1 protein-coding gene is annotated in these 246 nt (G+C 66.7%); it reads left to right on the top strand.

Annotation, left to right across the window (positions count from 1 at the left end; translation table 11 throughout):
- Positions 1 to 246, top strand: a 246-nt coding sequence (locus tag B0W80_RS34295) for a HAMP domain-containing protein (RefSeq protein WP_143684949.1), incomplete at both ends; no start/stop codon positions are given.

Raw genomic sequence — 246 nt, 5'->3', positions numbered from 1 at the left:
GACGTACAGGGCGCGGCCGGCACCTGGAAGGACCTGACCGACACGGTGAACCTGCTGGCGGCCAACCTGACGTCGCAGGTGCGGGACATCGCCGAGGTGGCGACCGCGGTGACGCAGGGCGACCTGTCCAGCTCGATCACGGTGGAGGCACGCGGCGAGGTGGCGGCGCTGAAGGACACCATCAACGAGATGATCCGCAACCTGAAGGCCTTCACGCCGAAGAACACCGAACAGGACTGGCTGAAG

The organism is Variovorax sp. KK3 (assembly GCF_001984055.1).
GTDB lineage: Bacteria > Pseudomonadota > Gammaproteobacteria > Burkholderiales > Burkholderiaceae_C > Variovorax.
This window is presented reverse-complemented; position numbering and strand designations above follow the sequence as displayed.